21 protein-coding genes are annotated in these 20,708 nt (G+C 61.0%); 14 read left to right on the forward strand and 7 right to left on the reverse strand.

Going from position 1 to position 20,708, the window contains the following annotated elements; all coding sequences use genetic code 11:
• Nucleotides 1-2: 2 nt before the first annotated feature.
• From ACF8ME_RS11725 to ACF8ME_RS11760, 8 genes are read left to right on the forward strand one after another with little or no spacing between them, the layout of a single operon-like run.
• Entirely contained in the window at nucleotides 3-1,454 is a 1,452-nt protein-coding gene (locus ACF8ME_RS11725) for a TIGR03752 family integrating conjugative element protein (RefSeq protein ID WP_392416547.1), read from the forward strand.
• Nucleotides 1,441-1,968 carry a TIGR03751 family conjugal transfer lipoprotein gene (locus ACF8ME_RS11730; RefSeq protein ID WP_126312652.1) on the forward strand — a complete coding sequence of 176 codons (528 nt, stop codon included), beginning with the start codon at nucleotides 1,441-1,443 and terminating at the stop codon, nucleotides 1,966-1,968. The genes ACF8ME_RS11725 and ACF8ME_RS11730 overlap by 14 nt, the downstream gene beginning before the upstream one ends.
• The gene (locus ACF8ME_RS11735; RefSeq protein WP_392416549.1) at nucleotides 1,968-4,904 is read left to right on the forward strand and encodes a conjugative transfer ATPase; all 2,937 of its coding nucleotides are present in this window, start codon (nucleotides 1,968-1,970) and stop codon (nucleotides 4,902-4,904) included. Before ACF8ME_RS11730 ends, ACF8ME_RS11735 begins: the two co-directional genes overlap by 1 nt.
• Nucleotides 4,901-5,329 carry a TIGR03757 family integrating conjugative element protein gene (locus ACF8ME_RS11740; RefSeq protein WP_392416551.1) on the forward strand — a complete coding sequence of 143 codons (429 nt, stop codon included), beginning with the start codon at nucleotides 4,901-4,903 and terminating at the stop codon, nucleotides 5,327-5,329. Before ACF8ME_RS11735 ends, ACF8ME_RS11740 begins: the two co-directional genes overlap by 4 nt.
• Nucleotides 5,330-5,340: 11 nt before the next feature.
• Complete coding sequence (locus ACF8ME_RS11745; protein ID WP_392416553.1) at nucleotides 5,341-6,627, forward strand: TraU family protein; 1,287 nt, start codon at nucleotides 5,341-5,343, stop codon at nucleotides 6,625-6,627.
• 10 nt (nucleotides 6,628-6,637) lie between these two features.
• Nucleotides 6,638-8,020 carry an integrating conjugative element protein gene (locus ACF8ME_RS11750; RefSeq protein ID WP_392416556.1) on the forward strand — a complete coding sequence of 461 codons (1,383 nt, stop codon included), beginning with the start codon at nucleotides 6,638-6,640 and terminating at the stop codon, nucleotides 8,018-8,020.
• Nucleotides 8,017-8,442 carry a hypothetical protein gene (locus ACF8ME_RS11755; RefSeq protein WP_392416558.1) on the forward strand — a complete coding sequence of 142 codons (426 nt, stop codon included), beginning with the start codon at nucleotides 8,017-8,019 and terminating at the stop codon, nucleotides 8,440-8,442. The genes ACF8ME_RS11750 and ACF8ME_RS11755 overlap by 4 nt, the downstream gene beginning before the upstream one ends.
• A 14-nt stretch (nucleotides 8,443-8,456) precedes the next feature.
• Nucleotides 8,457-10,100 carry a conjugal transfer protein TraG N-terminal domain-containing protein gene (locus ACF8ME_RS11760; protein ID WP_392416560.1) on the forward strand — a complete coding sequence of 548 codons (1,644 nt, stop codon included), beginning with the start codon at nucleotides 8,457-8,459 and terminating at the stop codon, nucleotides 10,098-10,100.
• Nucleotides 10,101-10,104: 4 nt separating this feature from the next.
• Here ACF8ME_RS11760 and ACF8ME_RS11765 read toward each other — a convergent pair whose 3' ends face one another.
• Nucleotides 10,105-10,374: a hypothetical protein gene (locus ACF8ME_RS11765; protein ID WP_392416562.1), complete on the reverse strand. Its 270-nt coding sequence runs from the start codon at nucleotides 10,372-10,374 to the stop codon at nucleotides 10,105-10,107.
• Between the two features lie 217 nt (nucleotides 10,375-10,591).
• Here ACF8ME_RS11765 and ACF8ME_RS11770 point away from each other — a divergent pair, with 217 nt between their 5' ends.
• Entirely contained in the window at nucleotides 10,592-11,158 is a 567-nt protein-coding gene (locus ACF8ME_RS11770) for a hypothetical protein (RefSeq protein WP_392416564.1), read from the forward strand.
• A gap of 4 nt (nucleotides 11,159-11,162) precedes the next feature.
• On the opposite strand, the gene ACF8ME_RS11775 is transcribed toward ACF8ME_RS11770, so the two are convergent.
• From ACF8ME_RS11775 to ACF8ME_RS11795, 5 genes are all read right to left on the reverse strand, one after another.
• Nucleotides 11,163-11,324 carry a DUF4113 domain-containing protein gene (locus ACF8ME_RS11775; protein ID WP_392416567.1) on the reverse strand — a complete coding sequence of 54 codons (162 nt, stop codon included), beginning with the start codon at nucleotides 11,322-11,324 and terminating at the stop codon, nucleotides 11,163-11,165.
• A gap of 493 nt (nucleotides 11,325-11,817) precedes the next feature.
• Nucleotides 11,818-12,927, reverse strand: a complete 1,110-nt coding sequence (locus ACF8ME_RS11780; RefSeq protein WP_392416569.1) for a glycosyltransferase — start codon at nucleotides 12,925-12,927, stop codon at nucleotides 11,818-11,820.
• A 19-nt stretch (nucleotides 12,928-12,946) separates the two neighbouring features.
• Nucleotides 12,947-13,291: a hypothetical protein gene (locus ACF8ME_RS11785; RefSeq protein WP_392416572.1), complete on the reverse strand. Its 345-nt coding sequence runs from the start codon at nucleotides 13,289-13,291 to the stop codon at nucleotides 12,947-12,949.
• Nucleotides 13,292-14,522: 1,231 nt separating this feature from the next.
• Entirely contained in the window at nucleotides 14,523-15,551 is a 1,029-nt protein-coding gene (locus ACF8ME_RS11790) for a collagen-like protein (protein WP_343739639.1), read from the reverse strand.
• Nucleotides 15,552-15,578: 27 nt separating this feature from the next.
• Nucleotides 15,579-16,118, reverse strand: a complete 540-nt coding sequence (locus ACF8ME_RS11795) for an IPTL-CTERM sorting domain-containing protein (protein WP_392416575.1) — start codon at nucleotides 16,116-16,118, stop codon at nucleotides 15,579-15,581.
• Between the two features lie 571 nt (nucleotides 16,119-16,689).
• On the opposite strand from ACF8ME_RS11795, the gene ACF8ME_RS11800 reads away from it, so the two are divergent.
• On the forward strand, nucleotides 16,690-16,851 hold the full coding sequence (locus ACF8ME_RS11800) for a hypothetical protein (protein ID WP_392416576.1): 162 nt from the start codon (nucleotides 16,690-16,692) through the stop codon (nucleotides 16,849-16,851).
• A 228-nt stretch (nucleotides 16,852-17,079) separates the two neighbouring features.
• On the opposite strand, the gene ACF8ME_RS11805 is transcribed toward ACF8ME_RS11800, so the two are convergent.
• Nucleotides 17,080-18,075, reverse strand: coding sequence for a tyrosine-type recombinase/integrase (locus tag ACF8ME_RS11805; RefSeq protein WP_392416579.1), 996 nt, complete (start codon nucleotides 18,073-18,075; stop codon nucleotides 17,080-17,082).
• 181 nt (nucleotides 18,076-18,256) lie between these two features.
• Here ACF8ME_RS11805 and ACF8ME_RS11810 point away from each other — a divergent pair, with 181 nt between their 5' ends.
• Genes ACF8ME_RS11810 through ACF8ME_RS11825 form a run of 4 tightly spaced genes read left to right on the forward strand, consistent with a single transcriptional unit; the run spans nucleotide 18,257 to nucleotide 20,707 of the window.
• On the forward strand, nucleotides 18,257-19,045 hold the full coding sequence (locus ACF8ME_RS11810) for a DsbC family protein (RefSeq protein ID WP_392416582.1): 789 nt from the start codon (nucleotides 18,257-18,259) through the stop codon (nucleotides 19,043-19,045).
• The gene (locus ACF8ME_RS11815; protein ID WP_392416584.1) at nucleotides 19,042-19,929 is read left to right on the forward strand and encodes a hypothetical protein; all 888 of its coding nucleotides are present in this window, start codon (nucleotides 19,042-19,044) and stop codon (nucleotides 19,927-19,929) included. The genes ACF8ME_RS11810 and ACF8ME_RS11815 overlap by 4 nt, the downstream gene beginning before the upstream one ends.
• A complete protein-coding gene (locus tag ACF8ME_RS11820) occupies nucleotides 19,926-20,477 on the forward strand; it encodes a lytic transglycosylase domain-containing protein (RefSeq protein WP_392416586.1) in 552 nt (183 codons plus the stop codon). Before ACF8ME_RS11815 ends, ACF8ME_RS11820 begins: the two co-directional genes overlap by 4 nt.
• 14 nt (nucleotides 20,478-20,491) lie before the next feature.
• Entirely contained in the window at nucleotides 20,492-20,707 is a 216-nt protein-coding gene (locus tag ACF8ME_RS11825; protein ID WP_126312640.1) for a hypothetical protein, read from the forward strand.
• Nucleotide 20,708: the final 1 nt, after the last annotated feature.

Below are 20,708 nucleotides of genomic sequence, written 5' to 3' on the forward strand. Positions count from 1 at the left end.
ACATGGCTGTTCCAAGAAACAAACTCATCCCCATCCTCGGGGGTCTCACACTGGTGGGCGTGATCAGCATTTTCCTCATGGGCCGCAGCGCGCCACCGGCCGCCGCACCAATGGCTGCTGTCCCCTTGCCGGCCACGGCCGGCGCGGACGAAGACACTGCAGCCGAGACCCTGGCCACGGTGGCAGCCAGCAACCGCGAGTTGCGCTCCGACGTACAGAAGGTGATCCAGTTCAACGAGCAACTGGCCCGCGAAAACCGAGAAATGCAGCAGCGCATGACGATGAATGGAGCACCTGCAGCTGCGAGTTCCTCGCCTTCTGCGCCTGCCGCAACCACGGGTTCCGGCCAGCCTGGTGCCGGCCCCGTCGATGTGATCGCCAATGCCTGGGGCAATGCCTCCGATGCCTTTGGCAACATCGGTGCTCCCCGCCCTGCAGGTGCTTCGCAGCCGCCCCTGCAGGGCTCCTATGGGGTAGGCGCTGGCTCAGCGTTCGACATGGGCGGCTCCGGGTCGGGCTATGAAGTGCTCGCGCCCATGGGCTACACCAAGCAGACCAGCACGGCCAATGGCAAGTCCACCACGCGTTATGTGCGCGCGCCTGGGGCAGCTGAAGTGGCTCCCAGCCCTGCAGGCCAGGGCGGCTCTGCAACGCGCGCAGCGCAGGCTGCAGCTGCCGTCAAGCCCGAACCCGAGCCCTACTACACACTTCCCGAGAACTCGACGCTGGCTGGCGTGACGGCCATGACCAGCCTGATCGGCCGCGTGCCCGTGAACGGTCGCGTGACCGACCCCATGCAGTTCAAAGCCATGGTGGGGCGCGACAACCTGGCGGCCAACGGCTGGGAACTGCCCGAGGACCTGGCCGGAATGATCATCACCGGCGTGGCGATTGGCGATATGGCCCTGTCCTGCACTGAGGGCAAGGTGCGCAGCATGACGTTCGTCTTCAACGATGGCGCCATCCGCACGGTGTCTGCGCGCCGCAGCGGCTCAACGACCAGCGGGGGCCTGTCCTCGGGAACGAATGCCGATCTGGGCTTCATCAGCGATCTGCACGGCAACCCCTGCATCCAGGGCAAGTTCGTGACCAATGCGCCCAGCTATCTCACGGACATCATCGGTGCCAAGGGCCTGGGTGTGGCCGCCGAGGCGCTGGCACAGGCCCAGACCACCACGCTCAACCGCGGCGACTCGACCTCGGCCTCGGTCACGGGCAACGCCGGCAGCTTCGCCCTGGGCCGCATGGGGTCGGCGGCCACCGAAGAGCTCACGCGCTGGCTAACCGAGCGGCTCAAGAGCAGTTTTGACGCCGTGGTGACGCCCTCCGGCGCCCAGCTGGTCGTCCACCTGGACCGCGAGATCCAGATCGACAAGCCCGTCAATCCTCGCAAGGTCGTGCACCGCACGCAAGCCACCAATGCCATGTCAGGAGCCCGCTATGGCCTCGAATAAGTTTTTCCCCATCACCCGACTCCTGGCCTGTGCCCTGGCTGCCTCCACCCTCGTCGGTTGTTCTGTCACAGGCCCACGCGAATCACCGCTCAAGGAAGTCACCAAGGACAGCCCGACGCTGCTGGACATCTATCGTGGAAAGAACCTGCCCGGCCAGGCAGTCGCTCAGGGGGCTGAGCAGGGGGCCAGGCAGGCCTCGGCCAAGGAGACCGCACGCGACCGGCTGGAACGCGATTCGCAGGCCCGCCCCATCGCCCACGGCGACGGAGGCACTGCCCGCTACTGGTCGGCTCTGGAGCCCATGCAGCAGCGCTTCTCGCGTGTCGCCAATCCTGACCTGGTCATGGTCGTCTACCCACACCTGGCCAGAGGCAAATACCCGGTGCCGGGCTATGTGACGGTCTTCCCCATGTACGAGTCCACCGAGTACGCCATGCCCGGCGAGTCAACCGAGGATCTGCAGCGCGGTCGCGCAGCATTCAGCGGCCGCGCCGGCGGCGGGGAGGCCCGCTGATGAACATCCTCGATCTGATTCTGGGTGGCAAGGCCAAGACCTCGTCCACCCCGTCGAATTCCTCCACCTCGGCGCACTCGGCAGGCCAAGCTGCACGCGATGTGCCCGCTCCTGCAGCTGACCGACCAATGACCGTGGGAGATCGCCAGCGCATGGCGCAGCGCCCGCCCTCCTTCACCGAGATGCTGCCCTATGTGACCTACTCGCCTGGCGAGCAGGTGTTCGTGATGCGCGACGGCGCCACCTGGGGCGCCATGTTCGAGCTCGATCCTGTGGCTACGGAGGCCCAACCGCTGAGCTACCTGCAAGAGCGCTGCGACAAGGTGCGCGAGGCGATCACGGCCCTGCCCGAATCCGACACCACGCCCTGGATCGTGCAGTGGTTTGTGAATGACGACCGCAACATCGAGCAGCTGCAGCAACACCTCCATGACTACGTGCTGAGCCAGCACAAGGACAACCCGGCGCGGGGTCAGGAGGTGATCAATTCCGCGTACACCCAGTCGGTGCTCCAGGAGTTCCGCAAACACCTGGAGCAGGCCTCGCGGCCCCAGGGCCTGTTCACCGACACGCAAGTCACGGGCCAGGTCTGGCGTGGCCAGCAGCGACGTGTGCGTTGCTGCATCTACCGCAAGTTCACAGGTGGCACGTCCGAGCCTGGATCGCCCCAGCAGCAGATGGAAGCCGTGGCTACGACGCTCATGGCCACCTTCAACGAGGCGGGCATCGCGGCCCGGCGCTGCGACGGCAAGGACTTCTATGAGTGGCTGCTGCCCTTCTTCAACCGCGATGTGCCCTGGGCGCCGACACCGGGCGAATTGCTCAAGTCCTACCCCTATCCTGGTCCCAAGCCAGCCACGATGTTCGACTGGGACCTGGCCGAATCGCTCTCCCTGTCTCAGCCGCGCGCCGACCATGCCGGGGGCTATTTCGAGTTCGATGGCATTCCTGTGAAGGCGCTGACGCTCCAGAACATGCGCAGCGAGCCGAGCATCGGCCATTTCTCGGCAGAAACGCAGACGGGCAAGGAGTCCTTCGCCAAGTTCGACCGACTGCCGGCAGGTTCCATGCTGTCGATGACCGTGGTGATCTCGCGCCAGGACCATGTCGAGCAGCAGATCGCACGCATCCGCGACAAGTCGCGTGCCCACACGCCCCAGGCCATGGAGACGCACGCGGAGTGCGAGCGTGTGCTGCACCACATGATCGGCAATCGGGACAAGCTCTTCCCGATGATGATGACGCTGTACCTCACTGGCCGCGACAAGGCCGAGCTGGACAAGGCCGTCACCGAGGCCAATGCGCTGCTGGGGCCATCGGGCCTGCGCTTCATCGATCCCCGCCAGGACCTGGTGCCGCTGGACACCTTCATGCGGGCTCTGCCCTTCAATTTTGATGTGGACTTCGACAAGAAGTACCTGAGCCGTTCTCGCCTGACGTTCGCCAGCCACATCGCCGCGCTGATGCCGGTCTATGGCCGCTCGCGCGGCACGCCCCACCCGGCTTTCTGGTTCTGGAACCGAGGCGGCGAGCCGCTGTGGATCGATCCACTGAACAAGCGAGATCGCAAGAAGAACGCCCACATGCTCACGCTCGGGCCGACCGGCGCGGGCAAGTCGGCCACGTTGAATTACCTGGCCATGATGACCATGGCCATCCACCGGCCGCGCATGGTGATCGTGGATGCCGGCGAATCCTTCGACCTGCTGGTGGCCGACATGGCGGCCAAGGGCCTGAGCGTGCACCGCGTGACGCTCTCGCCTGACTGCCAGGAGTCTCTGCCGCCATTCGTGCATGGCTTCAAGCTGCTGGAAGACCAGGACATCATGGGTTCCTACCATGCCGCCGAGGAGCGCGCCCGTGCCTCGGCCGGCGTCCAGGTCGATGAGGCGGCAGATGGGACGCCCTTGATGGCCTCCGTAGAGAACGCGCTGAACAGCCCGGCTCTCGCGCCTGCACAACTGGCGGACACGTCGGCCGAGGAAGACCAGGAAGACGAAAAGCGCGACTTCATGGGCGAGATGCTGATTTCGGCCATCCTCATGATCACGGGTGGCGAAAAGGCAGAAGTCGATCGCATGTCGCGTGCTGACCGCTACCTGGTGTCTCGGGCCATCATCCGGGCTGCCGTCCGGGCCAAGGAGGAGCAACGCAAGCACCCCTTGACTCAGGACGTGGCCCTGGAGCTCATGGGCATGCAACGCGACCCCTCGTTGTCCTCGCAACGGCAGAGCCGCGCCGAGGATATGGGCCAGGCCATGATGTCCTTCACCATGGGCCTGCGCGGCACGCTGTTCAACACCTATGGCGGCGACTGGCCCGATGCGGACGTGACGCTCGTGGAAATGGGCACGCTCACCAAGGATGGCTACGGCGATGCCCTGGCCCTGGCCTACTCGAGTCTGATCGACTCGGTGCAGTCGCGCGGTGAGAAGTACCAGGCCGAGGGTCGCCCCCTGGTCAAGCTCACCGACGAGGGCCACTTGATCACCACGAATGAGTTGCTCGGCCCCAAGCTGGCCAAGGCCACGAAGATGTGGCGCAAGCTCTCCATCTGGTTCTGGCTCGCCACCCAGAATTTGCGTGACTTCCCGGACTCCATGGAGCGCGTGCTCTCCATGTGCGAGTTCTGGATGCTGCTGACCATGGACAAGTCCGAGATCCAGGAGGTGGCGCGATTCCGAAACCTCACACCTGAGCAGCGGGCCATGATGGAATCCGCCAAGAAGGAGCCACCCAAGTACACCGAGGGCGTGCTGATCAGCGCGCTGGGCCAATGGCTGTTCCGCAATGTGCCTCCGGCGCTGCCTATCGCCCTGGCCATGACAGAAGGCCACGAGAAAGCTCAGCGGCGCCGGATCATGGAAGAGCATGGCTGCAGCATGGTCGAGGCCGCTTACAAGGTGGCCGACCAGCTGGCGGAGGCGCGGGCATGAAGCAGATCCTTGCCACTGCCCTGCTCAGCATGGCCGCCGCCGGCGCCGCTGCACAAGGTGCTGCCACGGTCACGTCCGTCGAGGTGTTCGCCAACTCGGCAACCCACGTCCGGGCCCAGCAGAACACGCCCTACGCGCTGCGCGTTTTTCGGGTCGATGCCATGGCCCAGGTGAGCCAGCAGCTGAGCATTCGGCTGCCCATGGATGAGGCCCAGGCCAAGGCCTACATGCTGCAGCAGGAAGCGAACATTCGTGCCCGCTACAAGGACCAGATCACGAATGCAGCCAACGGCATGTCGCTGGCGATCCACTACCGCCTGGATCGCCTGCCGGCCATCGTCATCAACCGGAGCTCCGTGATCTACGGGGTGGCCGACGTGGACCATGCAGTCGGTCTGTATCTCCAATCGAAAGGTCGTCGATGAGCACGTCACGTTTGTCTATCCAACCTGGCCGGCGCGCGCTTGCGACCTCGATTGCCGCTGCAGCCGCATCCCTGGCGATGTCCCTGGCGCCCACTTCAGCAAACGCCCTGACCACCCCGGGCCTGATCGTGCATACCGCCACGGCCGCCATGTCGTGCCTGAGCTATCAGGTCGAAGGCGTGTGCTTTTTCCTGCGCTGCAAGATCGCGGTCTGCTGGATCGAGACCAGCATGAAGATCAGCCACTACGTGCCTGACGTGGTGATCAGCACCTACAACGAGCCGTTGCGCCATCCGTGGACTGATTTGGGAACGCTCGTGGCCACCTCCGTCACTGCCGCCGGCTCCACCATCCTGGGCCGTGCGCTGGACTCCTCAGCTGGAGGCCTGGACACGCCTTCGGCAATGACCAACTACAAGAGCGCCGACGCCATCGGCAACCCGGCCGCGCAGCTGGCGATGATGGTGTCGGGTGCGCCGGTCACATTGCCGAAGTCCCTACCTATCCCAGGCATCAGCGAGCTCGCCAAGTTTCCTTCGCAGGAACTGCCGAACATCGGGCGGCAGTGGACCCAGGTGCCCAAGGAAATCGTCAACACCGTTGCCTCCGACGCCAAAAAGATGCTTGAAGCGCCTGGCCAGCTGCTCGCCGGCCTGCAGAGCATCATGAAGACCATCGACGGCGTGCGTCAGGTCATCGAGATCGCGGAGACAGCGCAGCAGATCTCTGAGGCCGTGGGCACTTTCCAGCAGATTGGCAGCATGGTCTCGGGCATGACGGGCGGCTCCATGCTCTTCTGCCCTGGAGGCTCCTCCCCTTTTTACCTACACATGCAGACCGAGCTCGATGCGCCCTTCTGGCGCGGCGTCTTGCCCGTCGAGATGCTGTACCCGCAGTCCTGGGTGCCTGGCCTGGGCGAAGTCGGCAATGGCTACACGCAGACTTGGGGGCCGACCTATCCGCGCACCGGCGAGATCATCCAGTCGCACCCCGTGAAGGCATCGGCAGTCCTGGCCGAGCGCGTCGCATCGATCATCTACAAGTCAGCCCAGCCGCACGTCTACACCAAGGTCGAGCCAGGCAGCGGCTTCGTCTACTTCGGCAGCCATCCGCATCGCTGGCAAATGCTGCACCCCAACCCCGCATCCTCCTGCATCCAGTTCGGTGCCAACGATTCGCTGTCGCTGACCACCTTCGGCGACTTCCAGACCGACCCGGCCGACGGCTACTCCTGGAATCTCTGGAAGCACTACGTGTGCTGCCAGCGGCGCGGCATGTACCTCTACTCCATTCCCTGAAGGATTTTCGATGACTGCATCATCACGCCGGCAGCACAAGGCGCTGCAGGCCATCTCGTGTGTAGCCGTTGCCTGCGCGCTCACAGCCCTCAGCGTGCCTGCGCAGGCCCAGCCTGTTTCGTCCTCCAGCCTGTACTACCGCATGGGCGGCGGCTCGCCCAGCGGCATGGCGCCCAACCGGGGCTCCCTGTCCACCCAACTCAGCGCTGGCGTGCGCGCCAATTACTCCTGCGGCAAGTTCGACATCGGCATGTCCTGGTCCACGCTGATGAACAGCATCCAGAACCTCGGCGCCACGGTCGCCGGCGCCGTGCAGGCCGGCATCGCCGCCCTGCCCCTGTATTTCCTGCAGCGCGCCCAGCCGGGCCTGTACCAGCTGTTCCAGAACTTCAGCCAGAAGGCGGATCTGCTGGTCGCCTCCTCACTCAAAAGCTGCGAAGAGATGGAGTCGATGATCAAGTCAGGCAAGGACCCCTACGAGGACTACATCGCCCTGGCGAAGGGCGACGCGTGGAAGATCAAAGCCTCGCTGTCCGGCGACGTGGTTCAAGCCAAGGTGGACATCAACAAGAACGAGGAAGCCCAGAAAAAGGGCCTGGACTGGGTGTTTGGTGCCCGCGCCGGCGGCATCGGCACCGCCCCGATTCAGCCCATCCGTGACCTGGCCGTGGCCGGCTACAACGTGACGATCAACAAGTCGGCCAGCACCATCGCCACGGCCAACTACGGCAGCTCCTCGCTGTCATCGACGCGCTTGGTGCAGGCATTCAAGGCGCCCGAAGATCTGGCCAAGTGGAGCACCGAGGTGCTGGGTGACCAGAAGATCTATCTCTGCACCCAGGACGCCAGCTGCCCGAACCCCACAGCCACTGTCACTGCGACAGGCCTGGCGCCGAAGTACGAGCAGGAGCTCGAAGTCGTCCTGCCCACGATGCGGACGCTCTCCCTGGCAGAGACTGCGAGCCAGGCCGACCTGGCCAAGGTCAGCGCGCCGGGCATGGCGGTGAGCCCCCAACTCATGGATGCCGTGCGCAAGCTGCCCACGGATATGCGCTCGGTGGCCGTGAATCGCCTGTCCCAGGAGATCGCCATGCACAAGGTCATCGACAAGGCGCTGATCGCCCGCAACGCGCTGATCTCGGGCATGAGCTTGCCCCAGGCCACGGCAGCAAAGCAGGTGAACAACGAAGTGCAGCAGCGCATCGACCGGCTGACGCAGTACATCGACGACATGATGTTTGAGTTCAGGATTCGCAAGGAAATGACTGGCGACACAGCGCTGGCGATCATGCAGAACCAGCTGGCAGCTGGGGCGGCAGCTGCAGGCGCCGCCGGCGGCGGTCGTGCAGACCGGGCACCCCTGGTCGATGGCCATGTGGGAGCTCAGCGATGATTCAGGACGCTCACGACATCGATGTCCAGCGTGCTGACCAGGCCAAGTCACGCCGCACCCGCTGGTGGCTCCGTGGCTGGGTGCCCTGGCTCCTTTGTGCGATCGGCCTGCTGGCCATTGCCACGCTGGTGGCCAGCGTGCTGATCCGCCTGGCCCCCGCCCAGGTGCTGGAGCTCATGGCCTGGTTTCGCAACGCATCCCGCCTGGGCGCCATCGGCCAGGCCCTCGTGTGCATCTGGATCATTGCGCGCTGGCGGCGTGTGGTGGCCTGGGGACGGCGCCGTGGGTTCGTCAGCAAGTCAGAGCACCGCGAGATCTTGCTGATGCGCTGGCGCGCGGCCAGCTTCCTGGCCCTCTATCTCATCGCCCTACCCATCGGTCCGGGCAACCTCGCCCGGGCCGTGTTGGGCTGGCTCAACTGATGCTGGAGTGACGCATGCAACTTGACAGCTATCTTGAGCTCTTCACGACAATGTACGGTTGGGCGTTCGCCAACTTGATCGGCGAGATCATCGTGGGCACCGGCCTGGTGGCCCTGCCCTTCGCGCTGATCGTCTTCCGAACATGGCATGAGGCCAAGGACCGCGGCCAAGGCTTTGAGGGCGTGAGGTCCCTTCTGGAGTCCGTCCAGACACGGATCATTACGGCCCTGTTCGTGATGTCCATGTGCTTTGCCACGACCCCCATCACGTCGCTGCACAACGTCAACATGACCTATGTGCCGGCTCGCAGTTTTGATGGGTCGGAACCTCAGCCTGTCTCGCTCAAGGGCGGGACCAGGTCGGGTTACGACACCGCTATGGCCGACGCGGTCAACGGTTCATTCAGCAAGGCTGGCAACCTGTCGTATGTGCCGCTGTGGTGGTACTCGACCATGGCCATCAGTTCCGGCGTCAATGGTGCGTTCCGCGCAGGCCTGAGCAACGCGGGCCGCGACCTCCGCATGATCGAGGACATGGCCAGGATGGCGACGATCGAAGATCCAGGCCTGCTCTATGACCTGCAGCGGTTCTACTCCGAGTGCTTCATCCCTGCGCGCAGCCAGTACCTGGCCATGGACAAGAGCAAGATCTCCCCGACCGGCAAAGCCCTGCTCGCCGAGGGCAGCGGCTACGGGCCGACCGATGTGGACTGGGTCGGCAGCCAGTTCTTCCGCACCGAGGCAGGCTTTTATCCCAACATGCGCTCCTACAACCCGGTGCCAGGCTGGGCGATCGATTTCTCGCGCGACGTCGAGTACATCCAGACGCCGGCGCCTGAAGGCACGCCAGAGCATGGCTACGTCAACCCAGATTGGGGGCGACCCACATGCACGCAATGGTGGGAGTCCGCGTCGACCGGCCTGCGCGATCGCCTGATCAACAACACCAGCACCTGGAAAAACCTGACCCAAAAGGTTCAGAACACGCTGACCTTCGCCAATGCCGACGAAGCCAAGGACAGCGTGGCACGGCTGGGATTTGAGAAGGCCAATCTTACCTTCGTATCACCAGATCGGATCATGGGTGACGACTACGGTACTGCAACGAATATCGGCAGGTCCATTGTCGGGGCCGCGAGCACATTCGGTGTGGCAAATAAAGCGCTGGAAGCCTCTCTAGCCATGATTCCTTTGCTCAATGCATTACCGATGGTTCAGGCCCTGGTATTGATGGCACTCTACACGTTCTTGCCAACGATCGTGTTCCTAAGTGGATACGATTTGAAAATGATGATTTACGGCGCAATGGCCATCTTCACTGTGAAATTCTGGGCTGTGATGTGGTTTATTGCCCGATGGATTGATGCGCGGCTTATAGAGGCCATGTACCCGGGATTTTCAGGTTCTGCCATCATGCAAGAAATCACCCAAGTATTTAGTTCCGGACAACCGCAACTATATAAGCGGATGATATTAAACATACTCTTGTTATTTCTCTTTATAGGTCTTCCAGTGATTTGGACGAGTATGATGACCTGGATTGGTTATAATATGACCGCAGGCATAGACGACATAAAAGGTGGTGGCCAAATGGCCAACAGCGCAGCACAAAGCTCAAAAGCTGGTGGAGGAAAAATTGCCAGAAAGATTAGTCGATGATCTTTCAGCGTTTATCTTCAAAATTCCAGTATTGAGCTACTTCGGCTGCGCCACACTCACCGGAACCAAAAGCTTGAATTGCGCTGTTTCTATCAACGATAGTCGGCTTTTGAAGTTCCGGCTCTGTCTCGTTACCAAAATCGTCGTGGGAATCCGAGATAAAAGTAGTCAACGCCTTACCTATGGAAAACAAAACCAAACCACCAATAATGATGAAAATTTTCCAAGAGAATTTAAGTGTGGCTGCAAAAAATCGGTAGGTGTACGTAAGCATCGGTTCCTCTCGCTAGAGCGTAGTGTGATCACATGGAAGCAACCGTGCGGCACAAAGCCCAGAACGTATACTTCGTGAAGCTATAGCTCCACTGCTAAGGAGAACCTTAGCCTCCAAGTCCGTCGGTGACGCCAACGGTTGACACATCGTAACGTTAGAGCTTGGTCTTGTAAAGTCCCTAATTCGGTCCACTCTTGTCACAACGCCCAAAAATTTCATGTCCAACAACAAGTTTCTTAGACTCGCAACTCTTATAGCCGTCTCTGCCATGTGCTCCACACCTATAGCGCGCGCTGCAGCTGGCAGTGCGGAGTGGGCGCCTATGCGATTAGCAGTTTTCAACAGTGTTGAGTTTCAGTCCACGGCAACTCAGGAAGATCGTGAAATACTTTCCAAGATTTGGAGCAAAGAACTTGCCGCCGTTAGAAGAGATGCAAGTGGAGTCTTTCCTGCTTTTGCACTAGTTGGTGATGTCAGAAATGGAAATAAAAGAATTATCTTCTCCATGTTCGACACAGCCGGGAGTGATCAATGCTCAGATGCTGAAAACGGCGCTAGTGCACATGATATCTATGTTCGATGCAAGATGAAGGTTTTACCTTGGCCAACTACTACTTCGGGGACTGCTGCAGTTCTTAACGGATATTGTAAAATCTCTAGTGCAGATCAAGCGAAAAATAGAATAGAATATCTTTACGATGCCTTGCATCAAGCCATTCATTTTCGCACCATTCAGTATGGAAAAATTGTGCAAGAATGCAATAAAACCTTGAAGCTTGGTTGATTAATCAAGCACGCACCAACGGGATTTCAGAAATTTCAGTTGTATATCTTGGAGTGCGGCGTTCTTGCCGCATATCCCAAGATTTATCTGGTTGCTGTTGGCCCGTGCTTGCGACATGCACGGTCCCCTTACCAAAGCGGCTATTGAGCGCATCGACCGCACTCATCAATTTGCTTTGATCTCGGCAAGGAGCTTCATCAAGTTGTAGTTCGCGTTGAACTACGTCGGGTCCAGTAATATCCAGGCGTGCCCACGCAGTTCGCGTACCGTGCGCTCCAGCGTGACACTCCACAGCCTGCGGACCATAGCCAAGTCCATCTGCGCAAGGCCCCAGGCCGATAGCATGCCGACATCAGCCAGGTCAGCAGCGACGCGTCTCCCCCCAAAAACGTCGGTTGCAAGACAGGCATCGATCAGGATTTCGGTGTCTGTCAGCGATGCGGCAGATCCTGACTCCAGTCATTGCGCTTGGCACGCTTGCGGATCGCCACCTGGCTGATGCCCCTGCTCAGCTGCGATCTGCCTTACGTTCCTGTTGTCTCGTCTGTTGCGCTCCCTCAGTGGCGCCTGCATGTGTTCCTTGCTCATCCATTCGAAGCTGGCAGGCTTGGGACGCTTCCAACTACTCGAGCACTAAAGTCCGTGCACTTTCCAGTCTTCTACAGGCCGTAGAACGGGCGGTTGGCTTCGATGCGTGCCTGCTCGCTGGCAGGGTAGCGGCGTTCGGCCAGCAACTGCTGCAGCGCGGCGCGGCCCAGGTCGCGCAGCGGGGTGTAGAAGGAGCTGACGGCCAGCTCGTCCAGTGCGCGCCAGGCATAGACCTGGGCGTCGATGAATAGGATGTCCTCGGCCGGGCGCGGCAGCGCGGCGGCCTGGCGCGCATAGAGGCAGGCCAGGGCGAACTCGGACCGCTCGCGGTGGTAGCGCGCCAGCTCGCACAGGGGCTCGGCCCGCTGCGGTCGCGCGGCATAGGCGGTGAGATAGGCCTCGCGCACGGAGGCCGGCTCGGCGCCCGAGCGCTCCAGCAGCATGCCGATCTGGAACAGCGCAAACCACTGCTCCTCGGCCCAGCCGCCCATGGCGGCGCGCTGCCGGTACCAATGCAGGCTGGACTCGATCTGGCCCGCGTCGCGGTGGCTTTGCGCCAGATAGAACACGTTGCGCGTGTTGCCGGGCTGCTCGCGCACGGCCTTTTCGAGCACGGCGATGTCGCGCAGGTAGGTCTGCGGGTCCCGCGCCCGCGCGCCGTCGTGCGAGACATCGATGTACGGCCCCGACAGCATCTGCCAGGGCTGGTGTGCAGGCGCGGTCAGGTACTCGTGCAGCACGCCTTCCCAGCGCCAGTCCACGCGCGTGGCGATCAACGCATTGCGCTGGTACTCGGTGCCTGCCATGTGGCAGGACAGCATGCAGCCGTCCGCCTCCAGCGCAGGCCATGCAAAGCCTTCGGGCACGCGTAGCTGTTCGTCGGCGTCAATGAACAGCAGGTAGTCGCCGTGCGGGCGCGCCAGCTTCAGCGCCTCGTTGCGGTTGTGCGCAAAGTCCACCCAGGGCCGCTCATGAAGGCTGCCTGGTACGCCCTCCATGCACTGGCGCACTAGGTCCTGCGTGCCATCGCTGGAGCCGGTGTCCACGACCACCCAGTGATCCACCCATGGCTTGACCGAGGCCAGGCAACGCGCGATCACCGGTGCCTCGTTCTTGACGATCATGTTCAGGCAGATGCGGGCGCGGAAACCTGGGTGCGGCAAAGGCGGGAAGCTGGGCATGCGTCGCGGCTGACGGAATTTATTGACAAGTCACGGTGATGGCCAGCCCGGTCGATTTGGAGCTGAGACTTTCAACGCCGACCAGCTCTACGGAGATGAGATCGCCAGCCACCAGGGGATCATTCCCCGTGGCACTGCACACAGGCGTGCCGGCGTTCAGCGTGCAACTGGCCAGCACGCTGGTCGCATTCTTGCGCAGGCTCACCTGCATGCTGGTCAGATTCTTGCTGTTGGTTTGTGCGGCCCAAATGGTACTCGTGGTGCAAGCTACAGGGACCAAGCGTAAGGTGTCTTGTTCAGATGCCAAGAGCGCGATGGTGTTCGGATAGGTGGGATAGGTGCTGTTGCTGTTGGTACTGCTCACGGCAAAGGTCTGGATGAACCCGCCGGAACCCGAGGGCCCTTGTGGACCTGCGGGACCTGTGGGGCCTTGAAGTCCAGCGCCTGTAGCACCCGTCACACCCTGGATGCCTTGGACTCCCTGAATGCCTTGCGGTCCCTGGGGCCCGGTGGGACCTGTGTCACCCTGGACCCCGGTCGCGCCCGTAGCTCCTGTCATGCCGGTCGGGCCCGTCGGGCCGGTTGCACCCGTGGCCCCTGTAGGTCCGGTAGGTCCAGTCGCGCCAGTGGCCCCCGTCGAACCCGTGGCGCCGGGGGTGCCAGCACCGGTGACCCCAGTTGCACCTGTGACTCCCGTTGCGCCTGTCGGGCCAGCCACCCCCGTGGCGCCTGTCGCGCCTACTGGACCTGTTGCCCCCGTGGCGCCTGTCGCACCTGTGGCTCCCGTAGCGCCAGTTGCCCCGCCGCCCACACCCGGCGCGCAATGCACCAATTGCCCCGTGGCGCCGTCAACGCACAGCAGCTGGTTGCCAGTGGCAGTATCGGCTGGCAAAGCAGGAACCACGACTTCACCTGTGTTCTGTACACGCAGGCGCTCGGCCCCTGCCGAATTTTTGATAACGAAGTTACCACCTGGAGGCATGGTGATGCTGACATCAGCAGCCTGCGCCGCAGGAGCAAGGAAGCCAGCGCTCAGACACAAAGCAAAAATCAGGCGAGAGGGCAAGGTGGTTTCTTTACGGGACATAGTTGAACTGCCTTTGAGGCAAAAGCACTTGGGCACCGTGTGCCGAAAGCACCGGCCCAGGATGATGGGAAGGGGGAAGAGTTCAGAAGGTTGTGCGGTTACGGCGTTGGCGACACAGGGCTAGACTACCAAGCATCAAGCTCATCAACATCAGCCGATAGGTACTGAGCGCGGGAAGGCTTGCCGGATAAGTCACCACCCCGATCTGCACATTTCCAGATACGGCGCTTCCACTGGCATTCGACAACGTGGCGCCAGGCCCAATCGTAACAACAACAGCGCTACAGCCAGAAGAAGCCAGCATGACCGACCTGGAGTTCCCAGTTTCAGCGTTCCTGGAGCCCACCGGCATTACGATAGCGGGCAGGTGGCTGTGGTGCTGATCAGAGTGAGATCTTTCACGACGAAGTTTCCACTCAGTTGAAGTGCAACATAGGAAATCTCCAACAAAAAATTCTCTGACTCTTTTCAGCATATGAGATGCACAGAAAATACTGAAGTAAGGCTTTTACTGCATCACGAGCGATGCCCCCCCTACAACATTCACAGTATTTACCAAAGTAAGACCAAAAGCATTTGCCGAAATTACGAAAACCCCTCGCGTACCAGATGTAACAGGAATGCTCAACCCAGTAACAACGCAGCTCGAAATAGTACCTAAAGCAAGAATCCCCGTATAACTAGGACCCATTGTGCATACCGCTCCTGGCACCGGCGAGAATACATTATCCACGGATGTATAAAGTTGCGCCTGCAATGAGATAGTAGTTCCCACCAAACTCAATGCATTGGTGTTCTGGATTTGCGCAGTCAATCCAGTTATCACACCATCAGCTGGAAATGATTGAGGTACTCCATCTGCTGCTTGCAGTGCTGTAAGGTCTAGGTTTCCACCAATAAGACTTTGCATTGCAGCAGCAGGAACGTAACCATTCATCGGCAAGACCGCAACGTTGCCGGGCAAGCCACCCGCAATCGTTGTCAACGCCATGCCTTTCGCGCTGCTGCTCATGATGGCTTTACCACCCGATGCGCCTGCAGGGCCTGCGGGGCCTGTAGGACCAGGCAAGCCAATATCACCCTGCGCCCCCGTTGGACCTTGAAGGCCCGTGGCACCAATGGGGCCTTGAGCGCCTGTCTGGCCCGCCGGGCCTTGAACGCCTGCCGGACCTGTGGGTCCCGCAGGACCTGCCTGGCCGGTCGCGCCTGCAGGTCCTGTTGCACCGGTCGCCCCGGTTGCTCCCGTCGGCCCCGGGTTCCCCACAATCGCACCTGCTGCGCACTTGCCCAGTCGCCCCGTCACATCGTCATAGCAGGCCACGCTGCCAGCCTCCGATGTATTGGATAGGTTGGGCAGATATACATCCCCTGTTTCCATCACCCGGAGCCGCTCTGCATTGCCTGCATTGTTCTTGATGACGAATCCACCATTGGCCGGTGGTGTGATGGTGATGTCGGCGCCGCCAGGAGCCGCCACTGCAGCGCCGCTCAAGACGATGGCCGCGGCGAAAGAGACAGAGCGCAGCGTGAATTTCATGGTTTTCATAGTCTGAATGTGTAGTGGCTAACGTTGTGCAGTGCGGCGCTGACGCCAAAGCGCCAGTCCCATGAGCAGAGAGAGAAGCACCAACCCATACTCGCTCAGTGTGGGAATGGCCGCAGCCGATGGGCCGGGACCTGCACCGATCTGCACAGTGGGCGGAACCGTCGCATTGGTGCGTACCACCGTCGCACCGGGACCCAGGTTGATGACCGCAGTGCCGCTGGCAGCCTGCAGCACCACAGGCTGACCAGGCACTCCCTCGACGGTCAGCGTCCCGAGCACGGTGATATTTGCCCCGACAGGCAGCACAAAGGTGCGGCCCGTGCTGCTCTTGATAGTCAGGTTCTGCACGACCAAGGTGCCGCTGAGCTGGCTGGTGTTGCCCGGATCGCAGCCGTCGCGCAGCTCGATCGTGTTGTTGCCGGCATTCAGTGATCCGTTGATCTGCAGGTCACCACCCACCGACAGCGTTCCGCCACTGTTGGTGATGGCGGCGGTACTTGCGAACGTGGCCGACGAATCGACGGTCAGGGCGCCGCCCAGGTCCAGGGTTCCCTGCATGTCTAGTGCAGAGCAGGACAGGTCTACGGCGCCCCCGGGCGGGACAACCAGAGAGCTGCCCGGTGGATAGGACCACTGGGCAGCGGCGTTGGAGGAGAGTAGAAAAGCCAGGCCAACACCGGCAAGCCATCGGGGAATTGAAAAAGTCATCAAGTAAGCTCCGTTGGGCATCAGGACCAAAGGTCACGGTCACGGCGACGCATCAAAGTGTCAAGTATTGTCAATCGAAACATTGTGCAACTTATTTAAATCTTCAATCAATAAATAGTTCTCGTTTACACCCGCTATAACCCGAGACGCCTTTGCTTACACAAGCGTTCGGTTCGAATAGCCAAGGATGGAAGTAAAAGACGTTTACGGTTCTGTTTTTATCGACATTTATGTCTGCAGCCAGACGCTGGAGATCACCAGCAGCGACAAAATCTAGACCTGACAAATCGCCAATGAAGTCGGTGGCATCGAACAACTCGTCCCCCAAACCATGGCCCTGGCGCCGGCCCTGGTCGTGCACGAGATCACTGGCGGCTAGGAGTTCGAAGCGGCCTGCGCGCTGCAGTCAGCGCGCTTGGCGATGGCCGTAGTAAATCCGCGCACGGCGCACGACTTTGCCCGCACCATAGTTGAATTGGTCAAGACCGTCGCGCTGGATGCGCGCATGCTGGCGGCCTTCGCCCGCGTGGTCCATCAGCATCACCAGCGCGAACGCCTGCTGGCTGATGACGAGCTGCAGTAGCTGCAGGCGCGGGTACTGTGCCACCGCCAACTAGTGCAGAAACTGACCGCCGTGCGGCGGCGCTTGCGCTCAGCGCACATTGCAGCGCGCCCGAGCATCAACAGGTCATCCATTTCCTCAAGGACGAACTCGGCGACAGCGAGGCGCAAGTGGTCACGACCGTGGTGGCGGAAAGTGGTAAATGCCATGTCCCATTTCCTCCAAGCTGGCCGCAATCGTAGACCGCTACTAATGCTGGCTGGAAATGTCCCAGCGTAGGAAAGGCTGATATGTCTCGCCACGAGGGTGATGCCGGCTGACCAGTTCTCGGTCATCTAGGCCAAGCCTGGACACGTAGATCGCAGTGGTTTCCAGCTGTGAGTGGCCCAGAAGCAGCTTGATGGTGTTGAGTGGCGCTCTACCCTGGTAGAGATGTGTTGCAAATGCATGGCGGAAGCTGTGTGGGGATAGATCCAGACCACACATTCCGGAGTACCGGCGCACCATGCGCCATAACTGGAGATAGCGGTAGTCGGGATAGTGCCCGCTTGAAACAAAGAATCGTCTTGTCGATCGAGCAACATGTCCACCGGTACGCAGGATATCGTTACGGACCCTTTTGTATCGCGCAATCCAATGCAACGCATGCTCTCCCAGCACAACAAGACGCTCCCTCCTCCCTTTCCCCATGATCGGCAGGCAGCGGCCCTGGAGATACATGTCTTGTGGCAACCCCAGTAGCTCTGCAGCGCGAAGGCCAGCGCCGTAGAGGAGCTCAAGGACTGCGCGGTCGCGTACGCCCTCGGGCGTCGTCACGTCCGGTTGCTCAAGGACAGTTTGGATCTGCGATGCGCTGGGCACTTCATGCGGTGGCCGCGAGAACACGCGTACTGGCAGCAGGTATGGATTGATATCCATGTCCACGATCGACTCGGACAAGCCCCACTCGTACAACCTGCGCAGGCACCATTGCTTCTTGCGAAAAGTGGCGGCTGATACGGCGGCTTTAGCTCCCTGTAAATACGACTGCAGGTCCGAGCCCGAAAGGGCCTCCCATGTGCGCCCTGTTTCTTGGATTGACCATTTGTTGAACGCGCAGATCTCGACCTGAAGTGTTCTTCTGGTGGAATCAGCCATGCCTTCAACCAAGAAGAGATCAGTCAGAAAATCTTCGAAACGGGAATCCCAGCCCTCGTGAAAACGAGAGGCCTCGCCCTGGTGCATCCAGGGATCTTTTCTATCCATGCTGTCCTCAAGTGGCGGGCCAGCACGGATGGCGTAGAGAGCCGTCCCTGCTGGCGAGACGCACACCTCGACGCGCCAAATTCTAGATCAAAAAAAATTCCAAAAGTCAAGCGTAAAACGTTCGGTATGTATCGAACGTTTTACGCTGGAGTGTCCGAGGAGGGCTGCATACAGTGCGCCCATGCCTACCCACCCCCCTCTTTTTCCGTGCGCAAGTCTGGTACGCACGGCCCTGCCCGCTGCTGTTGCTGCGGCCTTCCTCACTGTCTGCACGACGTCTTTCGCTGAGGTTGTCTCAGAAAAAGTGGCAGGACAGTTGAGGGCAGCGATTTCTGCCAATACCGGCAACTCGGTCCGAGTTGACGAGATCAGCCCCACGCCAATCAAAGGCATCTACGAGGTGCTTTCGGAGGGGGAATTATTTTACGCCGATGAAACAGGCCGTTACAGTTTCATAGGTGGGTCACTGATGGATTTGAAGCAGCGCGTGGACCTCACCGCACGAGTCCAGGACAAGCGGATGGCCATACCGTTCGATCAGCTGCCGCTCAAACACGCGATCAAGGAAGTACATGGCAATGGCAGCCGGTCGATGGCAGTTTTTGAAGATCCAAACTGCCCCATCTGCAGGGTGTTCACGAAGTTCGTAGACCAGATCGATGACGTGACGGTCTACAGGTTCATGCTCCCGGTCATCAGCCCGCAAAGCCAGAGTCTCGCGCGCATGGCCTGGTGCTCTCCTGACCGTGCCGGGGTTTGGAAGGCGATGATGGACGGCGCCAGGCCCAAACTGCCCGAGGCATGCAATGTCGATGGCTTGGTCGAAATCCTCCGAACTGGGGAGCGCTACCAGATCAACAACACCCCCACCGTGGTCCTTGCCAACGGCAAGCGGCTTGTTGGTGCCACCCCTCCCGAGCAATTCCTGGAAGAGCTCGAAAAAGGCGGACGTGTTGGGGGTCGCAAATGAAGCTGTGGAGATTTGTTGCGGACTGGCGCAAACGGTCTCCGCTCACGCTCGCCCTCGTCCCGGTAGTCGCGCTTGCGGCCATCGTCAGTGCGGCAGACATCGTCACAGCGATTCAGAACTCGCCGAATGCGAGCCCATGGCTCAAGCAGAACGCCCAGGCGGTCGCCAATCTTGCGATCAACGTCGAAAGCCGCGGAGATACCAACGCATACAACGGCAGCTGCTGCTATGGCGTCCTGCAGATGAATCAGGAAAACATTGCCAAATATGCGCGTGTGCCGCCTGAAAAATACCGACAGCAAAGCCTTCAACAACAAATTGATGCGTGGTCGGCTCTGACAACAGATGCCATGAAGTCCAGTGTCGTTAGAGATCTACTGGCTCTGGGTACGTTCGATGGCCGCCCCGTGGATGGAAACATGGTGCTGGCCTGCGTTCAGCTGGGCATTGGCAACTGCCGAAGGATGATCAATTCAGGCCGTTGCTCTGGCTTCGCCGACAGCAACGGGACCACGATCTGTGGCATGGCGGATCGAATGGCCGGCGGCACAGGAACTTCGCCCGGTGGGAATGGTGGGACCGGTGGGGGGACCAATCCTGGCACGGGTGGAGGCAGCGGTGGTTGGAAGCCCATTCCCGAAGTGCCCGTTGCTCAAAGCCTCGAAGAAGGGTTCCGGCAGGCCTCGGGTCAGAGCATGGGCAACGTGCGCAAGACCATCCTTACCATCGGCATCGGCGCCACTGCGGTGATTGTGGGCTCAGCCTTGCTGGCCGTATGGCGCCGCTATGCGAAGGGTGGATTGGCGGTCGATCAGTTTTCGCGCCATGCTTTGCAGGCCGGGCTTCTCCTTGCATTCATCGCGCTTGCGATGACCGTCGCATGAGCTGGCTCCGAATAAGCAATCTGGCAGCGGCCATTGGGCTCACCGCCCTGGTCGGCCTGGGGGCAAATGCAAGCACGCTCGACTGCCTGCGAGGCAACAAGACCAACGCCGATTGCCGGCGGATGCTCGAGAACTACTGGCAGCACGAACGAGCTATCACCGCTGTAGCGCTCCACTACGGGCTGGAGCCCGCGTTGCTCAAGGCACTCGTCGCAGTCGAGAGCAAATACAACGCCCAGGCACGCTCCCCGGCCAACGCTCGCGGCCTGGCTCAGGTCCTGCCTGACACCGCGCGAGGTGTCGGCCTCCAAGACGCCGAGAGCAACCTCTACAGCCCCGTGCTGGGCCTTGCCGCCGGCGCGGCCTATCTGAGAAAGATGTGGTTCGAGTTCAGGGACTGGCCCTTGGCCCTGGCCGCATACAACGCCGGCCCGGGCGCTGTGCGCAAGCACAAGGGCATCCCGCCGTACCGCGAAACCCAGCAGTACGTGCCCAAGGTGCTCGCGCTGTACCGCGAGTTCGCCCTTGCAGAAGCGGCAATTCGCTGAGCGCTGGAGAAGCCATGTTCCGAGGCACCACACGTCCACTCACCAAGAGCGAAGTCCAGCGTATGGGGTTCGCCAACAACGCGCGTCAGCGCAAGCGACAGCACCGCCGAGCAGCGAAGAGGCTGCTCAAAAGCGGTGGCTTTTTCAACGGCAACAGCATGCGCGGCACCACCTTCCACGCCGTGGCCATGTGGCACTTGGCCCAGGCCCGCGTGCTTGCGCAGCGCTGAG

It is taken from the genome of Delftia sp. WSY_7 (genome assembly GCF_043104845.1).
GTDB lineage: Bacteria > Pseudomonadota > Gammaproteobacteria > Burkholderiales > Burkholderiaceae_C > Comamonas > Comamonas tsuruhatensis.

Bases quoted from the DNA above. Each gene is read 5' to 3' on its own strand.
- ACF8ME_RS11770 (WP_392416564.1), top strand. From the start codon at position 10,592: ATGTCCAACAACAAGTTTCTTAGACTCGCAACTCTTATAGCCGTCTCT.
- ACF8ME_RS11765 (WP_392416562.1), bottom strand. From the start codon at position 10,374: ATGCTTACGTACACCTACCGATTTTTTGCAGCCACACTTAAATTCTCT.
- ACF8ME_RS11760 (WP_392416560.1), top strand. From the start codon at position 8,457: ATGCAACTTGACAGCTATCTTGAGCTCTTCACGACAATGTACGGTTGG.
- ACF8ME_RS11815 (WP_392416584.1), top strand. From the start codon at position 19,042: ATGAAGCTGTGGAGATTTGTTGCGGACTGGCGCAAACGGTCTCCGCTC.
- ACF8ME_RS11800 (WP_392416576.1), top strand. From the start codon at position 16,690: ATGGCCGTAGTAAATCCGCGCACGGCGCACGACTTTGCCCGCACCATA.
- ACF8ME_RS11725 (WP_392416547.1), top strand. From the start codon at position 3: ATGGCTGTTCCAAGAAACAAACTCATCCCCATCCTCGGGGGTCTCACA.
- ACF8ME_RS11805 (WP_392416579.1), bottom strand. From the start codon at position 18,075: ATGGATAGAAAAGATCCCTGGATGCACCAGGGCGAGGCCTCTCGTTTT.
- ACF8ME_RS11780 (WP_392416569.1), bottom strand. From the start codon at position 12,927: ATGCCCAGCTTCCCGCCTTTGCCGCACCCAGGTTTCCGCGCCCGCATC.
- ACF8ME_RS11750 (WP_392416556.1), top strand. From the start codon at position 6,638: ATGACTGCATCATCACGCCGGCAGCACAAGGCGCTGCAGGCCATCTCG.
- ACF8ME_RS11825 (WP_126312640.1), top strand. From the start codon at position 20,492: ATGTTCCGAGGCACCACACGTCCACTCACCAAGAGCGAAGTCCAGCGT.
- ACF8ME_RS11740 (WP_392416551.1), top strand. From the start codon at position 4,901: ATGAAGCAGATCCTTGCCACTGCCCTGCTCAGCATGGCCGCCGCCGGC.
- ACF8ME_RS11820 (WP_392416586.1), top strand. From the start codon at position 19,926: ATGAGCTGGCTCCGAATAAGCAATCTGGCAGCGGCCATTGGGCTCACC.
- ACF8ME_RS11755 (WP_392416558.1), top strand. From the start codon at position 8,017: ATGATTCAGGACGCTCACGACATCGATGTCCAGCGTGCTGACCAGGCC.
- ACF8ME_RS11730 (WP_126312652.1), top strand. From the start codon at position 1,441: ATGGCCTCGAATAAGTTTTTCCCCATCACCCGACTCCTGGCCTGTGCC.
- ACF8ME_RS11795 (WP_392416575.1), bottom strand. From the start codon at position 16,118: ATGCAGGGAACCCTGGACCTGGGCGGCGCCCTGACCGTCGATTCGTCG.
- ACF8ME_RS11790 (WP_343739639.1), bottom strand. From the start codon at position 15,551: ATGAAATTCACGCTGCGCTCTGTCTCTTTCGCCGCGGCCATCGTCTTG.
- ACF8ME_RS11735 (WP_392416549.1), top strand. From the start codon at position 1,968: ATGAACATCCTCGATCTGATTCTGGGTGGCAAGGCCAAGACCTCGTCC.
- ACF8ME_RS11775 (WP_392416567.1), bottom strand. From the start codon at position 11,324: ATGAGTGCGGTCGATGCGCTCAATAGCCGCTTTGGTAAGGGGACCGTG.
- ACF8ME_RS11810 (WP_392416582.1), top strand. From the start codon at position 18,257: ATGCCTACCCACCCCCCTCTTTTTCCGTGCGCAAGTCTGGTACGCACG.